The sequence below is a fragment of the Citrobacter sp. RHB36-C18 genome (genome assembly GCF_013814485.1).
Lineage (GTDB): Bacteria > Pseudomonadota > Gammaproteobacteria > Enterobacterales > Enterobacteriaceae > Citrobacter > Citrobacter braakii.
Genome location: NZ_CP057125.1, coordinates 3,057,395 through 3,075,738 on the forward strand (window position 1 = coordinate 3,057,395; position 18,344 = coordinate 3,075,738).

16 protein-coding genes are annotated in these 18,344 nt (G+C 50.5%); 10 read left to right on the top strand and 6 right to left on the bottom strand.

Annotation, left to right across the window (positions count from 1 at the left end; all coding sequences use genetic code 11):
• Positions 1–114: 114 nt before the first annotated feature.
• Positions 115–807, bottom strand: a complete 693-nt coding sequence (locus HVZ52_RS14680) for a DUF421 domain-containing protein (protein ID WP_016156114.1) — start codon at positions 805–807, stop codon at positions 115–117.
• Between the two features lie 136 nt (positions 808–943).
• Between HVZ52_RS14680 and ycaO the strand changes: the two genes are divergently transcribed.
• The 4 genes from ycaO to pflA all read left to right on the top strand — a co-directional run bounded on the left by ycaO (position 944) and on the right by pflA (position 7,234).
• Positions 944–2,704 carry a 30S ribosomal protein S12 methylthiotransferase accessory factor YcaO gene (gene ycaO / locus HVZ52_RS14685; RefSeq protein WP_181598386.1) on the top strand — a complete coding sequence of 587 codons (1,761 nt, stop codon included), beginning with the start codon at positions 944–946 and terminating at the stop codon, positions 2,702–2,704.
• A 404-nt stretch (positions 2,705–3,108) separates the two neighbouring features.
• Positions 3,109–3,966: a formate transporter FocA gene (focA, locus tag HVZ52_RS14690; protein WP_003831909.1), complete on the top strand. Its 858-nt coding sequence runs from the start codon at positions 3,109–3,111 to the stop codon at positions 3,964–3,966.
• A 59-nt stretch (positions 3,967–4,025) separates the two neighbouring features.
• A complete protein-coding gene (gene pflB / locus HVZ52_RS14695; protein ID WP_181598387.1) occupies positions 4,026–6,308 on the top strand; it encodes a formate C-acetyltransferase in 2,283 nt (760 codons plus the stop codon).
• 185 nt (positions 6,309–6,493) lie between these two features.
• Positions 6,494–7,234, top strand: a complete 741-nt coding sequence (gene pflA / locus HVZ52_RS14700) for a pyruvate formate lyase 1-activating protein (RefSeq protein WP_003035751.1) — start codon at positions 6,494–6,496, stop codon at positions 7,232–7,234.
• A 61-nt stretch (positions 7,235–7,295) separates the two neighbouring features.
• Here the strand turns inward: pflA and HVZ52_RS14705 are convergent, their stop codons facing one another.
• On the bottom strand, positions 7,296–8,144 hold the full coding sequence (locus HVZ52_RS14705) for a MurR/RpiR family transcriptional regulator (protein WP_016156113.1): 849 nt from the start codon (positions 8,142–8,144) through the stop codon (positions 7,296–7,298).
• Between the two features lie 121 nt (positions 8,145–8,265).
• Here HVZ52_RS14705 and HVZ52_RS14710 point away from each other — a divergent pair, with 121 nt between their 5' ends.
• The 5 genes from HVZ52_RS14710 to HVZ52_RS14730 are packed head-to-tail and all read left to right on the top strand — an operon-like array spanning position 8,266 to position 12,074.
• Entirely contained in the window at positions 8,266–8,541 is a 276-nt protein-coding gene (locus HVZ52_RS14710; protein WP_016152439.1) for a PTS sugar transporter subunit IIB, read from the top strand.
• 16 nt (positions 8,542–8,557) lie between these two features.
• Entirely contained in the window at positions 8,558–9,823 is a 1,266-nt protein-coding gene (locus tag HVZ52_RS14715; RefSeq protein WP_016156112.1) for a PTS ascorbate transporter subunit IIC, read from the top strand.
• Between the two features lie 12 nt (positions 9,824–9,835).
• Entirely contained in the window at positions 9,836–10,633 is a 798-nt protein-coding gene (locus HVZ52_RS14720) for a transketolase (protein ID WP_016156111.1), read from the top strand.
• Positions 10,633–11,544 (top strand): transketolase C-terminal domain-containing protein, encoded by a 912-nt coding sequence (locus HVZ52_RS14725; RefSeq protein ID WP_181598388.1) that lies wholly within the window; start codon positions 10,633–10,635, stop codon positions 11,542–11,544. Before HVZ52_RS14720 ends, HVZ52_RS14725 begins: the two co-directional genes overlap by 1 nt.
• Positions 11,545–11,597: 53 nt before the next feature.
• Entirely contained in the window at positions 11,598–12,074 is a 477-nt protein-coding gene (locus HVZ52_RS14730) for a PTS sugar transporter subunit IIA (RefSeq protein ID WP_046274696.1), read from the top strand.
• 45 nt (positions 12,075–12,119) lie between these two features.
• Here HVZ52_RS14730 and HVZ52_RS14735 read toward each other — a convergent pair whose 3' ends face one another.
• Positions 12,120–13,268 carry an MFS transporter gene (locus HVZ52_RS14735; RefSeq protein WP_016156109.1) on the bottom strand — a complete coding sequence of 383 codons (1,149 nt, stop codon included), beginning with the start codon at positions 13,266–13,268 and terminating at the stop codon, positions 12,120–12,122.
• A gap of 385 nt (positions 13,269–13,653) precedes the next feature.
• Here HVZ52_RS14735 and ycaC point away from each other — a divergent pair, with 385 nt between their 5' ends.
• Positions 13,654–14,280: an isochorismate family cysteine hydrolase YcaC gene (ycaC, locus tag HVZ52_RS14740; protein ID WP_016152433.1), complete on the top strand. Its 627-nt coding sequence runs from the start codon at positions 13,654–13,656 to the stop codon at positions 14,278–14,280.
• 30 nt (positions 14,281–14,310) lie between these two features.
• On the opposite strand, the gene HVZ52_RS14745 is transcribed toward ycaC, so the two are convergent.
• From HVZ52_RS14745 to dmsA, 3 genes are read right to left on the bottom strand one after another with little or no spacing between them, the layout of a single operon-like run.
• On the bottom strand, positions 14,311–15,174 hold the full coding sequence (locus HVZ52_RS14745) for a dimethyl sulfoxide reductase anchor subunit family protein (protein WP_016152432.1): 864 nt from the start codon (positions 15,172–15,174) through the stop codon (positions 14,311–14,313).
• A 1-nt stretch (position 15,175) separates the two neighbouring features.
• A complete protein-coding gene (locus tag HVZ52_RS14750) occupies positions 15,176–15,793 on the bottom strand; it encodes a DMSO/selenate family reductase complex B subunit (protein WP_003035741.1) in 618 nt (205 codons plus the stop codon).
• 10 nt (positions 15,794–15,803) lie between these two features.
• Positions 15,804–18,248, bottom strand: coding sequence for a dimethylsulfoxide reductase subunit A (gene dmsA, locus HVZ52_RS14755; RefSeq protein WP_181598389.1), 2,445 nt, complete (start codon positions 18,246–18,248; stop codon positions 15,804–15,806).
• Between the last annotated feature and the right edge of the window lie 96 nt (positions 18,249–18,344).

An 18,344-nucleotide genomic window follows, 5' to 3' on the forward strand; every position in this document is an offset into this window, starting at 1 on the left:
TTTATCATTCAGTGACACGCGCCGCAATGGGTAAAACTGGCCAGGGTAAAAATGTGTCATTGGTCACACAACAGAATCTATCGGATTGACGGGTAAAAACCGAGATTTTCGCTGTCAGGTGACCCGTTTTGCCCGACTGGCCTTCGACCATTCTGGATTTGCACAGCGTGGACATAATTGATGATCTCCGGCGTTCATTTGCACCACTTCACTACACCGTATACAGGCATAGTCCCCAGCTTCAGGTATCACTTTAAATCGCTGTGTACAGCGTTTAGGCAAAATACTGAGCCCCGGCTTTACGTCTTCATCGGCAAAGAAATAGACGCTGATTTGCCCATTAGTCTCCAGGATGGCCAGTCTCACCTGTCCCAATTGCTCCACGCCGTTCAAACGCAATTCCATAAAGAATTCGAATTCCGTCATATTGGCGCTATTGAGCTTCGACCATGCCAGCTCGCCGTCCTCAATGATCACAACGGGCTTGCCCTCCAGCAAATCCTCCATTTTCTCGCTATGCGCCATCAGCCACATAACCAGCCGATACAGCACGGCAAGCGTAATAAAGACCACCAGCACCGGCAGCATCGGGACATCATCATAAAATGCCACGTCTCCCGCCGCGGATCCCAGCGTAAGGATAATCAGCACTTCAAAAAGCGACATCTGGCGTACGCCGCGACGTCCGGTGATTTTTAAAAACAGAAAAACCAATATAAAGGTATAGAGGCTGCGCAGAGCAACTTCTCCCAGAAAATCCATGGGCACCTTATCCAGTACCATTCGGTGTAAATCGAAAGCTTTCATTATTATGCTCTAAACGTGGTTGGCTGTAGGAAAGCATAGCTAATACTTTTATTTACGTCTGAACTCCGGCGACGATAGCGCCATTCATTTAAAACCCGTATCATTGCGCGCTTTCCGTACGACAAAAGTGATTTTCATGACGCAAACATTTATCCCCGGCAAAGATGCCGCTCTGGAAGACTCCATCGCTCGCTTCCAGCAAAAATTGCTCGACCTTGGTTTTCAAATTGAAGAAGCCTCGTGGTTGAATCCCGTCCCTAACGTCTGGTCTGTACATATTCGCGACAAAGAATGCGCGCTGTGCTTCACCAACGGTAAAGGCGCGACGAAAAAAGCGGCGCTGGCTTCCGCGCTGGGCGAATATTTTGAGCGTCTGTCGACTAACTATTTCTTTGCGGATTTCTGGCTGGGTGAAACCATCGCCAACGGCCCATTCGTGCATTATCCGAACGAAAAATGGTTCCCGTTGACTGAAGAAGACGACGTACCAGAAGGTCTACTGGATGCTCGTCTGCGTGCGTTTTACGATCCAGACAACGAACTGACTGGCAGCATGCTTATCGATCTGCAATCCGGTAATGAAGAACGTGGGGTCTGCGGCCTACCGTTTACCCGTCAGTCGGATAACCAGACCGTCTATATTCCGATGAACATTATTGGCAACCTGTACGTTTCTAACGGCATGTCTGCGGGTAACACCCGAAACGAAGCGCGCGTTCAGGGCCTGTCTGAAGTCTTTGAGCGCCATGTGAAGAACCGTATTATTGCGGAAAGCATCAGCCTGCCGGAAATCCCGGCCGAAGTCATGACGCGCTACCCGGCAGTGGTGGAGTCCATCGCCAAACTGGAAGCGGAAGGTTTCCCAATTTTCGCCTACGATGGCTCGCTGGGCGGCAAGTATCCGGTGATTTGCGTTGTCCTGTTCAACCCGGCCAATGGTACCTGCTTTGCCTCCTTCGGTGCGCACCCGGATTTCGGCGTTGCGCTGGAGCGTACTGTCACTGAACTGCTGCAGGGCCGTGGTCTGAAAGATCTTGATGTCTTCACCCCACCAACCTTTGACGACGAAGAAGTGGCTGAACACACTAACCTTGAAACCCACTTCATCGATTCCAGCGGCCTGATCTCCTGGGATCTGTTCAAGCAGGATGCTGACTATCCGTTCGTTGACTGGAATTTCTCCGGTACCACCGAAGAAGAGTTCGCCACCCTGATGGCCATCTTCAATGCTGAAGATAAAGAAGTGTATATCGCCGACTACGAGCACCTGAGCGTTTACGCGTGCCGCATTATTGTTCCGGGAATGTCTGACATCTATCCGGCTGAAGATCTGTGGTTAGCCAACAACGCCATGGGCGCCCATCTGCGTGACACTATTCTCTCGCTCCCGGGCAGTGAATGGGATAAAGAAGACTATCTCAATCTGATCGAACAACTGGATGAGGAAGGCTTTGACGACTTCACCCGCGTACGCGAGCTGCTCGGTCTGGCAACCGGTGCGGATAACGGTTGGTACACCCTGCGCATTGGCGAGCTTAAAGTGATGCTGGCGCTGGCCGGCGGCGACCTGGAGCAGGCGCTGGTCTGGACAGAATGGACGATGGAATTCAACGCCTCTGTCTTTAGCGCTGAACGTGCCAACTACTACCGCTGTCTGCAAACGCTGCTGTTGCTATCTCAGGAAGAAGATCGTCTGCCGCTACAATATCTGAACGCGTTTGTTCGCATGTACGGTGCCGAGGCGGTTGAAGCCGCAAGTGCAGCATTAAGTGGCGAAGCGCCGTTCTACGGGCTTCAAACTGTTGATAGCGATCTGCAGGCTTTCCCGGCGCATCAGTCTCTGCTGAAAGCTTACGAAAAACTGCAGCGCGCGAAAGCAGCACATTGGTCAAAATAGTGACAATCAGCCTGCGCTGAGTAGGCTAAAGGTATTGTCTGGGCTATATTACGGGGCGCTTAATGCGCCCTGTTTTTTATTTTGGTCAAATCAAAAAATAAATGTAAAAACAAGGTTAAATATTAGTAGTTGATATTAAGAAAATTAGCTTATTAATGTGGTTTTTTATCTCAATTACTCCATTTTAATTAACCGCCCCAGAGGAGACAGAAAGAAAAAATTCAACTCACTTTATAATTTTTAAAATTTATTTTTATTTGGATAATCAACAAGTTACACCGTAATCGCATAAAAACCATGCGCCTTACGGGCCTATAAGCCAGGCGAGATATGATCTATATCAAATTCTCATCTATAATGCTTTGTTAGTATCTCGTCGCCGACTTAATAAAGAGAGAGTTAGTGTGAAAGCTGACAACCCTTTTGATCTTATTCTTCCTGCTGCAATGGCCAAAGTTGCCGAAGAAGCAGGCGTCTATAAAGCAACGAAACATCCGCTTAAGACGTTCTATCTGGCAATTACTGCCGGTGTATTCATTTCAATTGCCTTTGTTTTCTATATCACCGCCACAACCGGTACCGGCACAATGCCTTTCGGCATGGCGAAGCTAGTAGGTGGTATCTGCTTTTCCCTGGGGCTGATTCTCTGCGTTGTCTGCGGTGCAGACCTCTTCACCTCAACCGTACTGATTGTCGTAGCGAAAGCCAGTGGTCGCATCACCTGGGGCCAATTGGCTAAAAACTGGCTTAACGTTTATGTCGGCAATCTGATTGGCGCCCTGATCTTCGTGTTACTCATGTGGCTTTCTGGCGAGTATATGACCGCTAACGGCGCGTGGGGTCTCAACGTCCTGCAAACAGCCGACCACAAAGTGCACCATACTTTTGTTGAGGCGGTAAGTCTTGGCATCCTGGCGAACCTGATGGTGTGTCTGGCAGTATGGATGAGCTATTCGGGTCGCAGTCTGATGGACAAAGCGTTTATCATGGTATTACCGGTCGCAATGTTTGTTGCCAGCGGTTTTGAGCACAGTATCGCAAACATGTTTATGATCCCTATGGGTATTGTAATTCGCGATTTCGCCACCCCGGAATTCTGGACCGCTGTTGGGTCTTCTCCGGAGAATTTTTCTCACCTGACCGTGATGAATTTCATCACCGATAACCTGATTCCGGTTACGATCGGCAACATTATCGGCGGCGGTTTGTTGGTCGGGTTGACATACTGGGTCATTTATCTGCGTGGTAACGATCATCATTAATCTGATGATGCCCATTACACGCAGTAAATAAAAAATCCACTTAAGAAGGTAGGTGTTACATGTCCGAGCTTAATGAAAAGTTAGCCACAGCCTGGGAAGGTTTTACCAAAGGTGATTGGCAGAATGAAGTAAACGTCCGTGACTTCATTCAGAAAAACTACACTCCGTATGAGGGTGACGAGTCCTTCCTGGCTGGCGCAACTAATGCGACCACTGCACTGTGGGACAGCGTGATGGAAGGCGTTAAACAGGAAAACCGCACTCACGCGCCTGTTGACTTTGACACCTCCGTTGCTTCTACCATCACTTCTCACGACGCTGGCTACATCAACAAAGCGCTCGAGAAAATTGTTGGTCTGCAGACTGAAGCTCCGCTGAAACGTGCGATCATTCCGTTTGGCGGCATCAAAATGGTTGAAGGTTCCTGCAAAGCGTACAATCGCGAACTGGACCCGATGCTGAAAAAAATCTTCACCGAATACCGCAAAACCCACAACCAGGGCGTATTCGATGTTTACACCAAAGACATTCTGAACTGCCGTAAATCCGGTGTTCTGACTGGTCTGCCAGATGCCTATGGCCGTGGCCGTATCATCGGTGACTACCGTCGCGTTGCGCTGTACGGTATCGACTACCTGATGAAAGACAAATACGCTCAGTTCGTCTCTCTGCAGTCCGATCTGGAAAACGGCGTAAACCTGGAAGCCACTATCCGTCTGCGTGAAGAAATTGCTGAACAGCACCGCGCACTGGGTCAGATCAAAGAAATGGCTGCTAAATATGGCTGCGATATCTCTGGTCCGGCAACCAACGCTCAGGAAGCTATCCAGTGGACTTACTTCGGCTACCTGGCCGCGGTTAAATCTCAGAACGGCGCAGCAATGTCCTTCGGTCGCGTATCCACCTTCCTGGATGCCTACATCGAACGTGATATCAAAGCAGGCAAAATCACCGAGCAAGACGCTCAGGAAATGATTGACCACCTGGTCATGAAACTGCGTATGGTTCGTTTCCTGCGCACCCCTGAATATGATGAACTGTTCTCCGGTGACCCGATTTGGGCAACTGAATCTATCGGTGGTATGGGCGTTGATGGCCGTACTCTGGTTACCAAAAACAGCTTCCGCTTCCTGAATACCCTGTACACCATGGGTCCTTCTCCGGAGCCGAACATCACCGTTCTGTGGTCTGAAAAACTGCCTCTGAACTTCAAGAAATTCGCCGCTAAAGTGTCCATCGACACCTCTTCTCTGCAGTACGAGAACGATGACCTGATGCGTCCGGACTTCAACAACGACGACTACGCTATCGCTTGCTGCGTAAGCCCGATGGTTGTTGGTAAACAAATGCAGTTCTTCGGTGCGCGTGCAAACCTGGCGAAAACCATGCTGTACGCAATCAACGGCGGCGTTGATGAAAAACTGAAAATGCAGGTTGGTCCTAAATCTGAACCGATCAAAGGCGACGTTCTGAACTTCGACGAAGTTATGGAGCGCATGGATCACTTCATGGACTGGCTGGCTAAACAGTACGTCACTGCACTGAACGTTATCCACTACATGCACGACAAGTACAGCTACGAAGCCTCTCTGATGGCGCTGCACGACCGTGACGTTATCCGCACCATGGCGTGTGGTATCGCTGGTCTGTCCGTTGCTGCTGACTCCCTGTCTGCAATCAAATATGCGAAAGTTAAACCGATTCGTGACGAAGACGGTCTGGCTGTCGACTTCGAAATCGAAGGCGAATACCCGCAGTTTGGTAACAACGACTCTCGCGTTGATGACATGGCGGTTGACCTGGTAGAACGTTTCATGAAGAAAATTCAGAAACTGACTACTTATCGTAACGCTATCCCGACTCAGTCTGTTCTGACCATTACCTCTAACGTGGTTTATGGTAAGAAAACCGGTAACACCCCAGATGGTCGTCGTGCTGGCGCGCCGTTTGGACCGGGTGCTAACCCAATGCACGGTCGTGACCAGAAAGGTGCTGTTGCCTCTCTGACCTCCGTTGCTAAACTGCCGTTTGCTTACGCTAAAGATGGTATCTCTTACACCTTCTCTATCGTTCCAAACGCACTGGGTAAAGACGACGAAGTTCGTAAGACCAACCTGGCTGGTCTGATGGATGGTTACTTCCACCACGAAGCGTCCATCGAAGGTGGTCAGCACCTGAACGTGAACGTCATGAACCGTGAAATGCTGCTGGATGCGATGGAACATCCGGAAAAATATCCGCAGCTGACCATCCGTGTTTCTGGCTACGCAGTACGTTTTAACTCCCTGACTAAAGAACAGCAGCAGGACGTTATTACTCGTACCTTCACTCAGACCATGTAATTGGTTTTGACTGAAATCGTACTTTAAAAAGCGTACAATAAAGGCTCCACGTAAGTGGGGCCTTTTTAATAGCCTGCTTTGTCAGCTATCTATACTTATGGATAGCAGCCAAAACAGACTCGACACAGTTAATAACTGTGCACTAACACTGGCCCCGGATGGGCCACACCTGGAGAAACACCGCAATGTCAGTTATTGGTCGCATTCACTCCTTTGAATCCTGTGGCACTGTTGATGGCCCGGGCATCCGTTTTATTACCTTCTTCCAGGGCTGCCTGATGCGCTGCCTGTATTGTCATAACCGTGACACATGGGATACGCACGGTGGCAAAGAAGTCACCGTCGACGAGTTAATGAAAGAGGTCGTGACCTACCGCCACTTTATGAACGCCTCCGGTGGCGGTGTGACAGCGTCCGGTGGCGAAGCTATCCTGCAAGCTGAATTTGTACGCGACTGGTTTCGTGCCTGTAAAAAAGAAGGTATTCATACCTGTCTGGATACCAACGGTTTTGTTCGCCGCTACGATCCGGTGATTGATGAATTGCTGGAAGTCACCGACCTGGTGATGCTCGATCTCAAACAGATGAATGATGAAATCCATCAGAATCTGGTGGGCGTATCTAACCATCGCACGCTTGAGTTCGCACGTTACCTGTCCAATAAAGACATCAAGGTGTGGATCCGCTACGTCGTTGTGCCTGGCTGGTCTGACGATGACGACTCCGCGCACCGCCTGGGCGAGTTTACCCGCGATATGGGCAACGTAGAGAAAATCGAACTGCTGCCATACCATGAGCTGGGCAAACACAAATGGGTGGCAATGGGTGAAGAGTACAAACTTGACGGTGTTAAGCCACCGAAGAAAGAGACCATGGAGCGCGTGAAAGGCATTCTTGAGCAGTATGGTCATAAAGTAATGTACTAAGGTATGACGACCACGGCGTCGCAGCGCTCTGCTTGAGTAGCGCGACGCCAACGTTCGATGCCTACGACATAAAATATTCTGAAAGTTTATTGGTCACGCTTTCAATAGAGAAAATACGTTTCTGGTGTGCTTTACGACACTGCACGTAACGCTCATCCTGCTCTTCCAGAGCACTGAGTATGCGATCCGCCACCATCATCGCACCAGCAATTTCAGCAAAACCAGACTCACCTTCCCCCTGTAATGCAACCGCCGCCTGCAAATTCCAGTCAGAAAGCCGATTTAATGGCGCAAACGATCCGCGAGTTAACGAGAGAATTTTTATGCCTTGTTCCTTCGCTAGCGTCAGCGACTGCATCATATCGGTAGAGACTTGTTCTGTATGAATAACGATAATCCCTGTTTTTTGGCTGTCCGCCAACGGAGAGATAGCCGCCGGATAAAATCGGTCGATATAACTGGCTATTTTTCCCATCTGCACCAGATTGATTTGCAGGAATAACGCCACCGGCACCGCAGTACCTACCGCATAAATTGCAATATTACTGAGCTGATTTAACCAGGTCGCAACCGCCTGCAACTCTTTGCTGTCGATGATGGCATTGCTGTCACAAACGCTTGCCAGTACCGCCGCCGTCTCCTCACTTCCGCCATCATTCGGCCGTGCAGCTCCTTGCTCCAGAGCAAGAGCCGTTCTGAAATCAGAAAACCCCTTAAAACCAAAGGCACGGCAAAAACGAGTGATACTCCCCTCACTGGTATCAATAGAATCGGCCAGCTCGGTTATCGTATGCCGCATCACAAAATCAGGATTTTCAGTGATAAAACGCCCTACCTTTTCCAGGATCGGACTAAGCTCTGAAGCCCCATTTCTTATGTTAATCAATAAATTAGTATCTATCTGACTCATTTTTCGCCTTTTTGCACAAAATGCAAATGCTGTCACATACTTTGCCTGGCTTTGCGATAATAATTTTTATCGCGCCAATGATAATTAAAAATAATTATTTTTACAAACAGGAGAACGTCTAATGAAAGGTCTGATCGTCTGTCGTACCGGTATGGGCAGTTCGCTAATGCTGAAAATCAAAGCCCAAAAAGTCATCGATAAACATGGCTGGGATATCGATCTTGAACACGATGTCCTGTCAGGGCTACGAACCTGGCAAAACATCGACTTCGTGATCACCATGAGCGACCTGACCGATGAGGTAGAAGCCGCCGGGTTCAGAGCAATCGGTATCACCGATCTGATGAACAGCGAAGAAATGGAATCTGCGCTCACCAGCGTTGTTCAAAACAACTAACCTCTCCGGGGGAAATATGGATCTCCTAAAGTTCATTGTATTCGACATTTTGGGTGTAACCCCACTTTTAGTTGGCTTTATTGCGCTAATTGGTTTGCTTATCCAGCGTAAACCCATCGAAAAAGTGCTTTCAGGTACCTTTAAAACCATCGTCGGATTTCTGGTATTTGCCGGCGGAGCAGGGATTGCGGTGACATCCTTAGGTAATTTTCAGACCTTATTCAGCGATGGATTCGGTCTGAAAGGTGTGATGCCGTTAGCCGAAGCGTTAACTGGGCTGGCACAGACCAAGTTTGCCATGTGCGTTTCACTCATCATGGTCGTTGGTTTCGGCTGGAACTTGTTTTTTGCCCGCGTAACGCCGTTCAAATACATCTTCCTGACGGGCCAACATAATCTGTATCTGTCTGCCCTCTTAACCGTTACGCTTAAGGCGCTTGGCTACAGCGATGTAACAACAATCATCGTCGGTTCCATACTGCTGGGGCTTGCGGCCTGTGTCTATCCAGCTATCGCTCAGCCGTGGATGCGTAAGATTACCGGTAATGATGAAATTGCGATGGGTCATTACGTTACTCTGGCCTACGCGCTATCGGGATGGATCGGTTCGAAAGTGGGCGATCCTAAGCAGTCAACAGAAAAGCTAAATCTTCCCGGATGGTTGGGGATTTTTAAAGACTACATCGTCTCCGTGTCCATCTCTGTCAGTATTTTCTATTACATCGCGGCGCTTGCAGCAGGCGAAGAAGCGGTAACGGCCGCCGCCGGTGGAATGCATTGGCTGGTTTATCCGCTATTCCAGTCACTCACGTTTACCGCATCGCTTTATATCATCATCACCGGAGTTCGCTTGCTGTTGTCAGAAATAGTCCCGGCATTTCTGGGCATCTCTGAAAAATTTATCCCGAACGCCAAACCCGCACTGGATTGTCCAGTCGTCTTTCCGTATGCCCCAACCGCCACCGTTTTAGGTTTCATCTCTTCCTTTGTGGGTGGATTGGTGGTTATGGGGGTACTCGCATCAATTGGGCAAACGGTCATTATCCCCGTCGCCATCCCCTACTTCTTCATTGGTGCTACCGCCGCCGTCTTCGGTAATGCGTCAGGAGGCTGGAAAGGGGCCATCGCCGGTAGCTTTGTCACTGGCATATTAATTGGTATTGGCCCGGCACTCATCTATCCCATCATGGAATCGGTGGGATTGTCCGGTACTAGCTTCCCGGAGACAGATTTTGTCGCCCTCGGCTTAGTGGTTTATTACATCGGCAAAATGTTGCCCTGATAAGGAATGAACATGAATATTGACGAATTAAAATCCCATGCGCTGGCTGCTCGCCGGGATATTGTCACCATGATTTATGAATCAGGCATTGGCCATCCTGGCGGTGCATTGTCCATCATCGACATTCTGACCTGGATTTACGATCAAGAGGTGGACTTCTCCTGCGCCCCTCGCGCTCGCGTGGTCATGAGCAAAGGTCATGCGGTTGCTGCTCAGTACGCCATGCTGCATCAAAAAGGCAAAATTGAGCGCAGCGAATTTAATACTTTTCGACAAATTAACTCACGTTTACAGGGGCACCCTAGCATCAAATCTCTTCCCGAAGTCGATGCAACAACCGGCCTGCTGGGCCAGGGATTATCCATTGCCTTTGGTATGGCGGCGGCCAAAAAACAGCGGGGGGAATCACAGCGCGTTTTCGCCATCATTGGCGATGGCGAAATGCACGAAGGGCAAATCTGGGAAACGCTACAACAGGCAGGCCATATGAAGATGGATAACCTGGTGGCGATTATTGACTACAACGGTTTTTCCTCCCACGACCCCGTTAATCAGGTGGTGAATCTGGAACCTCTGGCCGACAAAGTGCGTCTTTTCGGCTGGCACGTACTCGAACTCCATAACGGTAACGATATGCATCAGGTTGCCGACACGCTGATGCTTTCACGCCATCTGAAAGGAAAACCTGTCGCCATTATTGCGCATACCACCAAAGGCAGTGGCGTTAGCTATATGGAAAATAACGGTGACTGGCATTCAAAAACCCCAACCACCGAACAATATCAGCAGGCTATGGAGGAGTTGCAGTGATGAAAGCCCCACGTGATGAAATTGGTAACGCACTCATTGCCCTGAAAAAAAAGGGCTATCCCATTGTCGCCATTGATAGTGATTTAGCCAGCTCCACCCGCACTGACCAGTTCCAGGCCGTCTATCCAGACGCTTTCTTTGAAATGGGTATTGCGGAAGGATCGGCAATGAGCTTTGCCACTGGCCAGGCGTTGGAAGGAAATATTCCGTTCTACGTTAACTTTGCGATGTTTGTGACAGGCACCGCCTGGACTCAACTGCGCCAGGCGTGCTACGCCAAAGCTAACATTAAATTAGTTGGTAGCCACCCAGGAATGGATGATGGACCTGACGGCGCATCGCATCATGCGCTGGAAGATCTGGCCCTGACGCGCGTACTGCCCGGGCTCACAATTCTAACGCCTGCCGACGCTGAAGAAGTTGAGTCCGCATTTGAACAGGCAGTAAACATTCCCGGTCCGGTCTATATTCGCGTAGCCCGAGAACCTATGCCCGTGCGCGATAAATCTGCCGTTCCGCGAGTGACCGATATCGCCGCCGTGGAGGACTCAGGCAATGACTTCGCCATTCTCTATGAAGGGACCGTTCTGGAGCAGGCAAGCGCAGGTTATGTGCAGCTGTACGCCCAGGGAAAACGTGGCAAGCTGATTCACGTCGCCATGCTAAAACCGTTTAACCGCCAGCGCTTTCTGCAACTGATTGCCAACTGCCCGCAGATCGCAACGATTGAAAATCACACGATCACCGGTGGGCTTGGCGGACAGGTTGCTGAAGTATTGGCGGAGGAAGGATTAACCACGAGATTAATCCGACTGGGGACACAAGATACGTTTACGGAATCAGGCAATAGCCGCCAGTTGAAAGAGAAATACGGTATTTCGGCGACCGCACTCTTTGAAGCCCTGAGATAGTTCGGGTTGGCAGACCGCAATGCGGTCTGCTGCTCTGAAATAAGGAGAACACAATGACATCTGCGCTATTTTCTGCCTGTCAGTTTCGTGAACAATGCCGATCCTGGCAGGAGGCCGTGACGCTGGCTTGCCAGCCTCTGGAAGAACTGGGCGCGATTACGTCCGCCTACGCACAGGCAATCATCCGTGAAACAGAACAACTGGGTCCGTGGTACATCTTAAGCCCTGAGTTTGCCCTGCCGCACGCTCGTCCGGAAGAAGGAGTGATAAGCAGTGAGACACATTTGTCGCTCTTGTGTCTGAAAGAGGCGGTGCCTTTTCCAGGGCATCCAGATGTGCGGTTAATTATTGTCCTGGCGGCTGCCAGCAGCACCCGACATATTGAAATGATTCAAAAACTGGTTTGCTGGCTGGATGAAGGGGAGCATTTACAACAGCTGACGAGTATGACCAGTCAGGCGCAACTTCACTGCACGCTGAAAGCATGCGAATACCTCGCAACTTCCGGCATACCCGCAATGGGAAAATGAGTCACGGTATGCAAACATTTTGCCTTGCATACCGTCTGGCGCGCTTTATACGTGAGCCACCGGAGTCGGTGTATGTCTGGCGCTACGCAACAACATCAGCAGATAAATAAACGATACGCTGGCAATCATAATGAATAACAGATTATCGGAATAATTCTGCATCAGCATTGCGGTGAATGAAGGACCAAGCAGGCTGCCAACGGTATAGCTTAATAACAATGCCTGATTCATGGCGACCAGCTGATGATGTTCAACCTTTTCACAGGCCCAGGCCATCGCCACCGGATAGAGGGTAAAACCTGCCACACCCAACATAAACAACGCAGGCGCCATCGCCGCCTGATTCAGCATGGCGATACTTCCGACGATAACCACGAAGACCTGGACGCGTAAAACCAGCAGGCGCCCCAGCTTGTCTGCCAGGCGGCCAATCGGCCATTGCCCCAGAATACCGGCGCTAACCAGAACCGCCATCCAGAAACCAATGCTGGCGTTGCTCACCCCTTGATGGTTGAGATACAGCGGCATCAGGCCATACAAAGACCCCAGCACAATCCCGGAAATAATACAGCCGTTAACGCCCAGACGCGCCTGACGCAGCCTCAGCATGGAGGTAATAGGAGTAGACTGCTGTTCATCACCCTGCTGATTGGCAATGCGCGTAAAGAGCAATGGCAAAACGCCAGCCAGGATCGTACCCGTCACCCACGGCAGGACGTTCATCAATTCTGTTGATACTTTACTGACCAGTAGCTGGCCTAAAAACGTCCCCACGTAATAGATCATCATATAGGCGGCAAGCAAGCGTCCGCGATTACGCGAATTCCCGCTGCACATCAGCGCACTTTCCACTACCACCCAAATCATGGCGCAGCCAACACCGGCGATAAAACGCCAGGTCATCCAGCTCCAGAACCCCACCATAACCCCCAGGCCGATACAGCCCGCGGCAAAAATAAGCGAGGCAATGTAATAGCTGCGATTAAAACCAAGGTGTTTTATTAAATACCCGGTCAGCAACGTCCCTACCAGATTGCCGGTAAAGTAGGAAGAACTCACCACACCTACCTGCCAGGTTGGCAGATTTTCATGGGCGAGCCAAAGCGGGACGAGCGTGTTTAACACGGCGATCGCCAGGGTCAGCAGAAGCAGCCCGCACAGCAACAGCATGACGGGACGGGTATAGATGGACATGAATAAAAACCGTGAGGAAGTTCAAATTTCATGCGCATCATGCCACTGCCAAAAACATTGTCAATCGGCGCAATCAGAGGGCTGAGGCGCTTTCCGGACGATCGATTTGCATTACTGATTCTTAATGTGAATAGATAAAAAACACAAAAACACATCTGCTTGTTTTTATTGATCTAAAACAAAAATCTCGCGTTGCGTTCAGTCGAAAAATTTCATGGACTCCCCTTACTTTTATTTCTTACTAAACTCTATGCGGGATGCAGATCTGCATTGTCTTCAAAATAGAACAGTGAGTTCTTATTTAGGTATCTAATCCATATATCGTTCTTTCTGTAGACTTAAACTCATCAAATTTCCCCCACTGATGCTGAACAGGAGAAATATCATGACTAAACCTTACGTAAGACTTGATAAAGATAATGCGGCAGTACTGCTGGTCGACCATCAGGCTGGCCTGCTCTCTCTGGTTCGGGATATCGATCCCGATAAATTTAAAAACAACGTGCTTGCCCTCGGCGACTTAGCAAAATATTTCAAACTCCCAACCATTCTGACAACCAGTTTCGAGACAGGACCAAACGGGCCACTGGTACCGGAACTGAAAGCTCAATTTCCCGATGCGCCTTATATTGCTCGCCCCGGAAACATTAACGCGTGGGATAACGAAGATTTCGTGAAAGCAGTGAAAGCAACCGGTAAAAAACAGCTGATTATTGCCGGTGTCGTGACGGAAGTTTGCGTCGCTTTCCCTGCACTCTCGGCTATTGAAGAAGGTTTTGATGTCTTTGTCGTAACCGATGCGTCGGGTACGTTTAATGAAATTACTCGCCATTCAGCATGGGATCGGATGTCCCAGGCCGGTGCTCAACTGATGACGTGGTTTGGTGTCGCATGTGAGTTGCATCGCGACTGGCGCAACGATATCGAAGGTCTGGCAACGCTGTTCTCTAATCACATTCCTGATTATCGCAATCTGATGACCAGCTACGACACGTTAACTAAACAGAAGTAAAAAAACCGGGGCTATGCCCCGGTTTGTCATTTAGCTGGCAACCGCCATACCGACGGTCATATGCAGCCCGTAGAACACGCCACGACCAATCAACTCGCCGACTAACAGCAGAATAAACGCGACGGAAAGCAGCGGAACTGCAGGCTGGTAGCCTTTCACTTGCGGTACAATCCAACAGCACAACGCTAATGCCAGAGCGACAATCCGCCACGCCATCAGCGAGCCGTAATCCGGAACCAGCGCAGACGCCTGTTGAATGGAACTGTGGATCGTCGCCAGTTCAGCCCCCTGCATTACAGACATGATGGCGCTCACGACCAGAGCAAGCACTGAAATAGCCGGCAACAGGCGCATCGCCCAACCGTCCACGCCAGCAATTCTCAGCAACAGATATCCCAGCAGCGGACCGCCCATAAACATCGTCAGGAAGAAGCCCAGCGGCGTCCAGATGCTGTACCAGGTCGGTACGGTATCGATGGTGTTATACACGCGCACCATCATCCAGACAAAAACCACGCCCAGTACCATGGTGACAACTAACCACAGATTGCGTAATACGGGCGACATTTTTTTCAACGTTGCCAGCAGCCAGCCGATGCCGCCAACGGCAAAGAAGATTGAGCCGCTGGCAATTTCATTACTCAACGCAGAAGATCCTACACGATTGAGTGAGTTAAAGGCGCGCATCGGTGAGCCCAGGTGGAGCATGGAAGCAATAAAGCCAATGCCCATTAATACCCACAGCCCGAACATGCAGGCAATCACGCGCTGCTGCGATTCAGGGCGTAAGTCCCCTTTCATCAACGCCAGCGCCAGAACGATAAAGCCACCAACTACACACTGTCCGAAGACAGTGAAGATCATCAGCGGCCATTCATGCCATCCACTTCCCATCTTACACCTCCTTCGGATTGGCCAGATAACCTGTAGTATCCCCTGTCGGGCGGCTATTGGCGTTAGGTTTGATGACAATACTTGGTTTGGTAAAGTGCGCGCCCGGCAGTGGCGCTACAGCAGCCAAAGTACCGTGTTTTTTGCGCAGCTCTTCAATCGGACCAAAATCCAGCGCACGCAGTGGGCAGGACTCCACGCAGATAGGTTTCTTGCCTTCAGCGACGCGCTCATGGCAGCCATCACATTTAGTCATATGCCCTTTTTCAGCATTGTACTGCGGCGCGCCGTAAGGACAGGCCATGTGGCAATACCGGCAGCCAATGCAAACATCTTCGTCGACAACGACAAAACCATCTTCACGTTTGTGCATCGCGCCGCTCGGACAAACCTTGGTACAGGCCGGATCTTCACAGTGGTTACACGCAATGGAGAGGTAATAAGCAAAGACGTTCTGATGCCAGACACCGTTGTCCTCCTGCCAGTCGCCGCCTGCGTATTCATAAATGCGGCGGAAGCTGACTTCCGGGGTTAAATTTTTGAAATCTTTGCAGGCCAGTTCGCAGGTTTTGCAACCGGTGCAACGGCTGGAATCAATAAAAAATCCATACTGGGTTGTCATCGGTTACTCCTTACGCCTTTTCAACCTGAACAAGGTTCGTGTGTGACGGATTCCCCTTTGCGAGAGGAGACGGACGCTGGGTCGTCAGGACGTTAATGCAACCGCCCTGATCCACGCGTTTTGCATCCGGGTCATACCAGGCCCCTTCGCCCAATGCCACCACGCCGGGCATCATACGTGGCGTCACTTTCGCCTCGATATGCACTTCACCACGATCGTTAAATATACGTACCTTGTCGCCGTTGTTAATACCGCGTCGCTGCGCATCCATCGGGTTGATCCACATTTCCTGGCGGCAGGATGCTTTCAGGACATCGACGTTGCCATAGGTCGAGTGAACGCGAGACTTATAGTGGAAGCCGGTCAGCTGCAAAGGGAATTTCTCCACCAGCGGATCGTTTAAGCTTTCAAAGCCTGGGGTATAAATCGGTAGCGGATCAATTACATCACCTTCCGGCAGTTCCCAGGTTGCCGCGATCTCGGCAAGCTGCTGCGAATAAATTTCGATCTTACCTGACGGCGTGGTCAGCGGATTGGCTTTAGGATCTTCACGGAATGCCTTGTACGCCACATGATGTCCTTGCGGATCGCGCTGTTTAAAGATCCCTTGCTGACGGAATTCTTCAAATGTAGGCAGTTCAGGAATCGCTTTGCGCGACTGCTCATACAGATGGCGCATCCACTCTTCCTGAGTACGACCTTCTGTAAACTGCTGCTCAACGCCAAGGCGCTTCGCCAGCTCGCTGGTCATCTGGTAGATAGTCTTGCATTCGAAGCGTGGTTTGATCGCCTGATCGGTGAAAATCACATAGGACATGTTCCCGCATGAGGCATCCAGCGCGAAATCCATCTGTTCGGAGGCGGTGCAGTCCGGCAGCAAAATGTCCGCGTATTTCGCCGAGGAAGTCATATGACAGTCGATGACGACGATCATCTCGCACTTCTTCTCGTCCTGGAGGATTTCATGCGTGCGGTTAATATCAGAGTGTTGGTTTATCAGACAGTTACCGGCATAGTTCCAGATCATCTTAATAGGAACATCGAGCTTGTCTTTGCCGCGTACGCCGTCACGCAGGGCCGTCATCTCCGGGCCTCGCTCAATCGCGTCCGTCCACATGAACATCGAGATGCTGGTTTCAACAGGGTTTTCCAGCGTTGGCATACGCTCAAACGGCAAACTGTATGAGCCCTCACGCGCCCCGCTGTTGCCGCCGTTGATCCCAACGTTACCGGTCAGGATAGCGAGCATAGAAATGGCGCGGGTCGCTATTTCACCGTTAGCATGACGCTGCGGCCCCCACCCCTGGCTGATGTATGCCGGTTTAGCGCTACCTATTTCACGCGCCAGTTTGACGATACGTTCAGCGGGAATACCGGTAATCTGCGCCACCCACTCCGGGGTCTTGGCAATGCCATCCTTACCCTGCCCAAGAATATACGCCTTATAGTGACCGTTCTTCGGTGCGTCGGCCGGTAAGGTTTTCTCGTCGTAACCCACGCAGTATTTGTCGAGGAACGGTTGGTCAACCATGTTTTCGGTGATCAGGACATACGCCAGACCATTAACCAGCGCTGCATCAGTACCAGGACGGATCGGGATCCATTCATCTTCACGCCCCGCACCGGTATCCGTATAACGGGGATCGATAATGATCATGCGGGCATTGGATTTCTGTCGCGCCTGTTCAAGGTAATAGGTTACCCCACCCCCGCTCATACGGGTTTCACCAGGGTTATTACCGAACAGAACCACCAGCTTGCTGTTTTCAATGTCGGACGGGCTGTTACCGTCAGCCCAGCCGCCGTAGGTATAGTTCAACCCGGCAGCGATTTGCGCTGAAGAGTAGTCACCGTAGTGATTAAGATAGCCGCCGCAGCAGTTCATCAACCGTGCTACCAGCGTTTTACCCGGCGGCCACGAGCGCGTCATAGTGCCACCCAGCGTACCGGTACCGTAGTTCAGGTAGATAGACTCATTGCCGTAGTCTTTGATAAGACGCTGCATATTGCTGGCAATGATGTCGTAGGCTTCATCCCAACTGATGCGCTCAAATTTTCCTTCGCCACGCTTACCAACGCGTTTCATCGGGTATTTCAGACGATCGGGATTATAGACTCGGCGACGCATGGAACGACCACGCAGACAGGCGCGTACCTGGTGCAGACCGTCATAGTTGTCATCGCCGGTGTTGTCGGTTTCGACATACTTTATTTCACCGTCGACCACATGCATACGCAGCGGGCAGCGGCTGCCGCAGTTCACCGTACACGCGCTCCAGATCACTTTCTCATTAATCGGTGTCGGATTAAGGGCTTCTGCAGCATTTGCAATACGGGTAAATGGCAGGGTAAACGCGCTACTGGCCACCGCCAGTCCGCCTATCGCCGTCGTTTTCACCAAACCGCGGCGACTAACCTCAGTTGCCAGCACGGCATCGGGGATCTTAGTTTTCATAGTGGCTCACTCTGCTGCTCACAATAAACAAAATACAAATATTCGATGTATAGTTTTTTATATAACGTTAATATCGATATACAGGCTGGTAGAAAC

What these genes read in the sequence shown, in the direction of transcription:
- HVZ52_RS14680 (WP_016156114.1), bottom strand. Translation starts at nt 807, where the DNA reads ATGAAAGCTTTCGATTTACACCGAATGGTACTGGATAAGGTGCCCATG.
- ycaO (WP_181598386.1), top strand. Translation starts at nt 944, where the DNA reads ATGACGCAAACATTTATCCCCGGCAAAGATGCCGCTCTGGAAGACTCC.
- pflB (WP_181598387.1), top strand. Translation starts at nt 4,026, where the DNA reads ATGTCCGAGCTTAATGAAAAGTTAGCCACAGCCTGGGAAGGTTTTACC.
- pflA (WP_003035751.1), top strand. Translation starts at nt 6,494, where the DNA reads ATGTCAGTTATTGGTCGCATTCACTCCTTTGAATCCTGTGGCACTGTT.
- HVZ52_RS14705 (WP_016156113.1), bottom strand. Translation starts at nt 8,144, where the DNA reads ATGAGTCAGATAGATACTAATTTATTGATTAACATAAGAAATGGGGCT.
- HVZ52_RS14710 (WP_016152439.1), top strand. Translation starts at nt 8,266, where the DNA reads ATGAAAGGTCTGATCGTCTGTCGTACCGGTATGGGCAGTTCGCTAATG.
- HVZ52_RS14715 (WP_016156112.1), top strand. Translation starts at nt 8,558, where the DNA reads ATGGATCTCCTAAAGTTCATTGTATTCGACATTTTGGGTGTAACCCCA.
- HVZ52_RS14720 (WP_016156111.1), top strand. Translation starts at nt 9,836, where the DNA reads ATGAATATTGACGAATTAAAATCCCATGCGCTGGCTGCTCGCCGGGAT.
- HVZ52_RS14725 (WP_181598388.1), top strand. Translation starts at nt 10,633, where the DNA reads ATGAAAGCCCCACGTGATGAAATTGGTAACGCACTCATTGCCCTGAAA.
- HVZ52_RS14730 (WP_046274696.1), top strand. Translation starts at nt 11,598, where the DNA reads ATGACATCTGCGCTATTTTCTGCCTGTCAGTTTCGTGAACAATGCCGA.
- HVZ52_RS14735 (WP_016156109.1), bottom strand. Translation starts at nt 13,268, where the DNA reads ATGTCCATCTATACCCGTCCCGTCATGCTGTTGCTGTGCGGGCTGCTT.
- ycaC (WP_016152433.1), top strand. Translation starts at nt 13,654, where the DNA reads ATGACTAAACCTTACGTAAGACTTGATAAAGATAATGCGGCAGTACTG.
- HVZ52_RS14745 (WP_016152432.1), bottom strand. Translation starts at nt 15,174, where the DNA reads ATGGGAAGTGGATGGCATGAATGGCCGCTGATGATCTTCACTGTCTTC.
- HVZ52_RS14750 (WP_003035741.1), bottom strand. Translation starts at nt 15,793, where the DNA reads ATGACAACCCAGTATGGATTTTTTATTGATTCCAGCCGTTGCACCGGT.
- dmsA (WP_181598389.1), bottom strand. Translation starts at nt 18,248, where the DNA reads ATGAAAACTAAGATCCCCGATGCCGTGCTGGCAACTGAGGTTAGTCGC.